Annotated in this window: 6 protein-coding genes and 1 tRNA gene; 5 read left to right on the top strand and 2 right to left on the bottom strand. The window is 45.1% G+C overall.

Annotation, left to right across the window (positions count from 1 at the left end):
• The coding region (locus tag EO92_RS13945) for a biotin transporter BioY (RefSeq protein ID WP_048172494.1) at nucleotides 1-274 on the bottom strand (274 nt) is incomplete at its 3' end.
• Nucleotides 271-1,278: a biotin synthase BioB gene (bioB, locus tag EO92_RS13940; RefSeq protein WP_048172492.1), complete on the bottom strand. Its 1,008-nt coding sequence runs from the start codon at nucleotides 1,276-1,278 to the stop codon at nucleotides 271-273. The genes EO92_RS13945 and bioB, both read right to left, overlap by 4 nt.
• Before the next feature lie 234 nt (nucleotides 1,279-1,512).
• On the opposite strand from bioB, the gene EO92_RS13935 reads away from it, so the two are divergent.
• The 5 genes from EO92_RS13935 (at nucleotide 1,513) to EO92_RS13915 (ending at nucleotide 6,256) form a co-directional block, all read left to right on the top strand.
• A tRNA-Arg gene (locus EO92_RS13935) sits at nucleotides 1,513-1,587 on the top strand.
• Between the two features lie 429 nt (nucleotides 1,588-2,016).
• Nucleotides 2,017-2,472, top strand: coding sequence for an N-acetyltransferase (locus EO92_RS13930; RefSeq protein ID WP_048131582.1), 456 nt, complete (start codon nucleotides 2,017-2,019; stop codon nucleotides 2,470-2,472).
• Nucleotides 2,473-2,704: 232 nt separating this feature from the next.
• Nucleotides 2,705-3,370, top strand: coding sequence for a metal-dependent transcriptional regulator (locus EO92_RS13925; protein ID WP_048172490.1), 666 nt, complete (start codon nucleotides 2,705-2,707; stop codon nucleotides 3,368-3,370).
• A gap of 50 nt (nucleotides 3,371-3,420) precedes the next feature.
• The gene (feoB, locus tag EO92_RS13920; protein WP_048172488.1) at nucleotides 3,421-5,400 is read left to right on the top strand and encodes a ferrous iron transport protein B; all 1,980 of its coding nucleotides are present in this window, start codon (nucleotides 3,421-3,423) and stop codon (nucleotides 5,398-5,400) included.
• Nucleotides 5,401-6,076: 676 nt separating this feature from the next.
• Nucleotides 6,077-6,256, top strand: coding sequence for a hypothetical protein (locus EO92_RS13915; RefSeq protein ID WP_235283345.1), 180 nt, complete (start codon nucleotides 6,077-6,079; stop codon nucleotides 6,254-6,256).
• Nucleotides 6,257-6,531: the final 275 nt, after the last annotated feature.

Below are 6,531 nucleotides of genomic sequence, written 5' to 3'. Positions count from 1 at the left end.
ACGTCTCGTGGGCTCGGAGATGTGTATAAGAGACAGGTCCTGCAATCCCCAGCAGAGTGTATATCAACATGCTGAGTGTGCCCCATTTGCTCTTAAGCATACTCCCTGCCAGGAAGACAAAGAGGGGCTGCATGGTAACCGGTACCGGAGAAAAGGGAAGTGGGATTTTGATGTACGCCCCCGCTGCAATCATTGCGGCGAAAAGGGATGCAAACACCATTTTTCTAAGTTCCGAGGATTGAGCAATGCCGTATGTTTCGTTTTTCCCTTTCATTCTTTCATTTCTCCTGTTTTTATGTTTTCAAAGTTTAGTCCTGCATCCCGTATCATCTGCAGGTCCATTTCCGGACTTCTCCCTTCAGTGGTCAGGTAGTTGCCGAGCATCAACCCGTTGGCCCCGCAAAAAAGGGCAAGGGACTGCAGGTCCCTTAGGTTCTTTTCTCTTCCCCCTGCAAGCTTGATATTTTTCTCCGGCAGGACGAGCCTGAAAAGGGCTATGCTTTTAAGGATCTCCATCGGGGGCAGAGGGGCTGCATTCTCCATCGGAGTTCCCGGAACCGGGTTTAAGATGTTGATTGGCACGGCATCTACGTCCAGTTCTCTCAGGGTAAGGGCCAGTTTTATCCGGTCTTGCATGCTCTCCCCGAGCCCCAGGATCCCTCCTGAACATACTTCAAGCCCGGCTTCCTTTGCAGTCCTGATTGTCCGTATCCGGTCGGCATACGTATGTGTGCTACAGATGCGCCTGAAAAAGCTTTCAGAGCTTTCCAGGTTGTGGTGGATTCTTGAAACTCCGGCTTCTTTCAGCTTCCCCGCCGATTCCGGGCTCAGGGTTCCGATAGACGCGCAGACTTCAAGTCCGGTCCTGCTTTTTATCAGCCTCACGGCATCCAGGATGCTTTCAAGTTCCTCAAACTTCAGGCGGTTCCCGCTTGTGACTATCGAAAATCGGCGTGCTCCGGCCTTTTCAGCGTATTTTGCGTCTTCAAGGAGCCTCTCGGGGCTTAGCAGTGGATATTCCCTGGTTTCCGCACAATGGTGAGCTGACTGGGCACAGAACCTGCAGTTTTCGGGGCAGCGCCCGCTTTTTGCGTTTGTAATTGCACAGAGATCTACATTGTTCCCCAGCTTTGCTCTCAAGCGGTTTGCGATGGTAAAGAAGTCGAAGAGGTCGGGCCCGGTAAGCACTGCAAACTCCATAATTTCCTCTTCGTCCAGAGGGATTCCCTTATTGAGTTTGTCTCTGATCCGAGGGGGCATCGTGGCAATTTCCTTCATTGTTAACCTCTTTCTATGACGTGGTTAACTTTAAATCCGGGACTTGTTTATTAAAGTTTTCTCTCAACTTTGATACCAAAACTATCTGTACTCTCCTTTTTGCCCGGATTTAGGGGCTTTTTCTCTTCTCCGGGCGATAATTAAATATATATCTTATGCCGGTATTATGGATACTTCACCTGGAATGCAGTTTTAGCATACTGTTACATGCTGTATTTTCGGGAGTTGCATTGTGGGCGCGTGGCCTAGCCCGGATATGGCGGCAGCCTCCTAAGCTGTAAGTCGGGGGTTCGAATCCCTTCGCGCCCGCTAATTTCTATCTCTTTTATGCAGCATCCGTTTTATTCATGTTTCACTTAATCTGCTTTCCCTGACTTTTTTGAAGGCTTGTTTTTGAAAGTTTATCTCATGGGAAAGTTCTGTAAGTATGGATGCTTTTCTTCTTCAGAAGGTTATCAGTTCATGCTTTTGTCTTCCGGACATCTCTTCTCTGTGTCCCTCTCCGTGTCCGTAAAACAAGTATGTAGTTAGAGAAGAGCCGATATCCAGAAGAGACTGAACTATGGATGGGAAGTGTCCCGATGGGAAGTGTCCCACAAATTGGAGAGGCTTGCCCCGAAATTATGGAATAAATTCTTATTTAGAAATACATTATTCCTAGCTGGAATACAGTAAATGCTTATAATGCAGCATAATTTCTATTAAAAAACATAACTGCCGCTTCAGAGGAAACAGGAATTGATCAGAAAAGCCAGGATAAGTGATGTTGTTGAGATGAAGCAAATCATCAACACTTACTCTAAGGATGAGCTTATGCTTGCTCGCTCCCTTAGTGAGATGTACGAGAACATAAGGGATTTTTATGTATGTGAGGTCGAAGGAGAGGTTGTGGGATGCTGTGCCCTGCATGTGGTCTGGGAAGACCTTGCAGAAATCCTTGCTCTCGCAGTTAAGCCCGATTGTGCAAGAAAAGGAGTAGGCACACAGCTTGTTTCAGCCTGTCTTGAGGATGCTAAAGATCTCGATATGAAGGAAGTCTTTGCTCTTACTTATGTGCCTGAGTTTTTTGAAACCCTGGGCTTTAATATTGTGGATAAAAACAGCCTTCCCAGGAAAATCTGGTCTGGTTGCATCAGGTGCCCCAAATTTCCGGACTGTAATGAAATTGCAGTTCTTAAATCTATCAACGCCTGAAATCTTTCAGGAACCTTCAGGAAGTCTTACGCTTCAAGACTCCTGAATTTTTTATTTTGTTTTTTCCTGCCCGATTCCATGTGATAAACTCCGGTTTTGAAATCTTTCTCAACCCCTATTTATTTGGAAAGATCGAAACCAAAAGCTATTTATTCAGTAATCCTATTCTTTTTAGGTTGTCCTAATTATCTGGCCTGATAAATTTCGGGCATGTGTTGGTGGAATGGTGTTAATGCATACAGATCGACTCGAAGAATACTTAGAAACTATTCTTTACCTTATTACAAAAAACCAGAGCCCTGCGAAAACCAAACAAATTGCAGAAGAACTGAATGTATCTCCGCCCAGTGTGACGGAAATGATCAAAAAATTGCATTCTATGGGGTTCGTCGAGTATAAGCCCTATCAAGGAGTCGAATTGACCACAAAAGGAGCTGAAGAAGCTATCCGGGTCAAGAGGAAACACCAGGTTCTTGAGACTTTTCTGGCTGAAGTCCTTGATTTTGACAGGAAGGAAGCCCACAGGGAAGCCTGCGAGCTTGAGCACGCGGTATCAGACTCAGTGCTTGAGAAACTTTACGATTTCCTGGGAAATCCGGAGTACTGCCCCGACGGACACCCAATCAATATCGATAAAAGTAACTTGCAGCGCGAGGAAGGATTCATTCCTCTCGATGAAATGATAGAGGGAAGTTCAGGTACGATTGCCAGGGTAACCCTTCCAAGGGAGACAAAAGAGCGTTTAACCTCTCTTGGTATCCTTACAGGAGAAGATATTGAAGTCCGGCGCAAGCAAAAACAGGGATGTATCTCAGTCATGGTTGTTGGGTCTGAGATTGCCCTTGGAAGAGATATAGCAAAGAAAATTTTTATCACTCCTAAAGGTAAAAATGCATAAAAAGGGACGATGCTGGCACTTTACATGTACAGGGAAAAATTAATGGAGGCATGACAGGGATTTCCAGCTCATGCTGTACTTCTGGCAACAGAGGTCAAAAGAATTCTCCTTATGATGTGACACTGGCCTTCATAGGCAACCCGAGCGTTGGAAAAAGCGTTTTTTTCAGCAGGCTTACAGGAGTTGGGGTTGAGGTTTCCAATTATCCGGGCACTACGGTTGCGCTTAAAAGAGGAAGTGTAAATGCCAGAGGCAAGACCATTGAAGTAGTTGACCTGCCTGGAATATATTCTCTCGGGGTTGCAAACGAAGACGAAAAGGTAACCAAGAGATTTCTTATTGAAGATAAGCCGGATGTCATTATCAATGTCCTTGATGCAAGCAGGCTTGAGAGAAACCTCTATTTGACTCTACAGCTGCTGGAACTAGATATCCCTATGGTTATTGCCTTAAATCAGGTGGATCTGGCAGCAGAGCTCGGAATTCTTATTGATACGGAAATACTTTCAGAACTCTTAGGCCTGCCTGTAGTCTCCACTGTTGCAACGTGGGGGATAGGGCTTGATGAGGTAGTGCTCGTGGCTCTCGAAGAGAAAGACAAAGTCCAGGACCACCACAGGGTAAAGTACAGCCAGTGGATTCTCCAGGCTCTGTCCGGTCTTGACCATGCTTTTCCTGATTCATCTCAAAGTGTCAAGATTGCAGCTCTGCTGAACGATGCCGAGTTTGTGGAACTCTGCTGCATGCCGCCTGAAGCCCATGCCATTCTCTCTTCTTCCCGACGCTTCAGGCAGAACCTTGAGATTGAGCACGGAATTTCAGTTCCGGATACCGTTGCAAGAGACCTGTACGGAGAATCCGGGCATATAGTAGATAGTGTTGTCTCAGTGTTCGAACCGAAAAAAAGATTTCGTGACAGGATAGACAGTGTTCTTACCTCTCCTAACTTCGGGATTGCGGTTCTCATAGCTGCCCTGCTCCTTACTTTTCTCCTCGTCTTCAGGGTAGGAGGCTTCCTTGAAAACTGGATTGTGAATGATTTTTTTGAGCCTCACGTGATTCAGCCAGTGGAAACAATGACTCTTGGCATGGCGCCTATCTTTAGAAACCTGATTCTTTATTCCCTGCGGGGTGTGGAAGCCGGATTTGCAATTGCAATCCCGTATATTGCAGTTTTCTATGCTATCCTTTCCATATTCGAGGACTCAGGCTACCTGACCAGGGCAGCTTTTCTCCTGGATAACCTGACCCACAAGCTCGGGCTTCATGGGAGAGCTGTTATCCCTCTGGTTCTGGGGTTTGGTTGCAATGTCCCCGCAATAATGGCAGTGCATGCCCTTGGCACCAGGAGGGAAAAGCGGATAGCTTCGCTTCTAATCTCCCTTATTCCCTGCTCTGCAAGGACAGTTATTATCCTGGGACTTGTGGGGACATTTGTTGGTTTCTGGCCCGCGGTTTCTATCTATGTGCTGGATGTTCTCATTATTGCAGCGATGGGTTGGGTTCTCGGAAAAACCCTTCCAGGCCAGAGAAGCGGCTTCATTATGGAAATGACCCCTCTCAGAAAACCTGAACTGAAATCCACTCTCAGGAAGACCTGGATGAAAAGCCGGGAGTTTTTATATATCGCTTTTCCGCTGCTGCTTGCAGGGAGTGCATTCCTCGGAATCGCCGATGCCCTTGGTCTTCTTTCTATCTTCCAGGACTTTGTAGAACCTGTATCTGTTGGCCTTCTGGGCCTTCCGGCTTTTGCCGCAACAGCCCTGGTTTTTGGAATTCTCCGAAAGGAAATGGCTCTCCAGATCCTGGCCGTACTTGCAGGCACAGCCAACTTCGCAGCTGTAATGACTCCCCTTCAGATGTACCAGTTTGCGGTTATTACTACCATTTATGTCCCGTGCGTGGCAACGATTGCAGTACTGAAGCATGAGCTTGGAACAAAGGATACGGCTATGATTGTTACCTTCACCATATTCCTTGCTCTTGTGGTAGGTGTCTTGATCCGGATTATCGGGCCTCTCTTCCTGTGATCTCGAATCGCAACAGCCCGCAGTCCTTTTCGCTGCGCTCAAGAGGACTATTTATGAGTTTTAGTAGTGAACTTTGCTCCAGGGACAAATTTATGGGTTTTATCAGTTATCTTGCTCAAGAAGGCTAATTTATGGGTTTAGTAATGAGTTTTGTTCGATAGGGTCAATTTATGGGTTTTATCATTTATCTTCGCTCAGGAGGTCTAAATTACAAATATTTCTGACCCTTTCAACCATATTCGCTATAAATAGTCGTTTTTTTCACTTCTTTTAAGATGGGCAGACAGGCTGGTGGAGGCGCTCATATTTGCCGGAATTGAAACACGGTTTCCGGGGTTAAGGGAGGTATTTCTCTGGCTGAAAGAGGGACGTGCTGAAATTCCGTTATATTGAGTAAAAAGCGATATTTAAGGAAAGATCAATTAATTTATGAGATTAATTAAATTATCAAAAAACAGCAAGTTTTTTTATTTACTTCAATGCCGATTCGTTGGAACGTATGTTTCTGTATGCCGGGTACAATAATTATATATTAGTAAACTTATCTATTCTTTCTCGTCTGTTTTCATATTATAGTAAATTATTAATACTTCATGCATCGTGTTTATTTTCGATGACTCGGATTACCGATCACATACACAAAAACGTTTTTAGTGTTATTATGGATATTTTCGAAATGGATCATTTCCGAGAGCCTGAAGTTGAAGAGGTTCAACTTTTCCTTGAAAGCACCGGAACCCACGGTTCTATTGTTAACGAGAGTGCTCTGGAGATGGACTGCAGCACATCCCCCAAAATCCAGGTGAGGCAGAGTGTACTTCTTAATTTCGATGAGTCTATTCCGTCCATTGAGTAACACTTTCTTCTAAAAATTTCCAACCCCTGTTGAAATCCAACTCTTTAACTCATTTAATTTTTGAGTTACCTTTTGGGTTTCATTCCCTATTTTGTACAAATCCCGCATTGAAGCCTCTATCTTGTTTATGGGAAGGAGCGTAAAACCCCGAAGTCTTCAGCTTCGTGGGATATAATCGTCAACTTCCTCACGTTCTGCTGTTATTGATTCTGCAAACTTATTTCTATTTTGAAGTCTCTCATTCCATGCTGATTTCCGAAGCGAAAACCAAGCAA

This window comes from Methanosarcina sp. 2.H.A.1B.4, from assembly GCF_000979385.1.
Taxonomy (GTDB): domain Archaea; phylum Halobacteriota; class Methanosarcinia; order Methanosarcinales; family Methanosarcinaceae; genus Methanosarcina.
The sequence above is the reverse complement of the archived record's forward strand: the minus strand, read 5'-3'. Positions and strand labels throughout refer to the sequence as shown.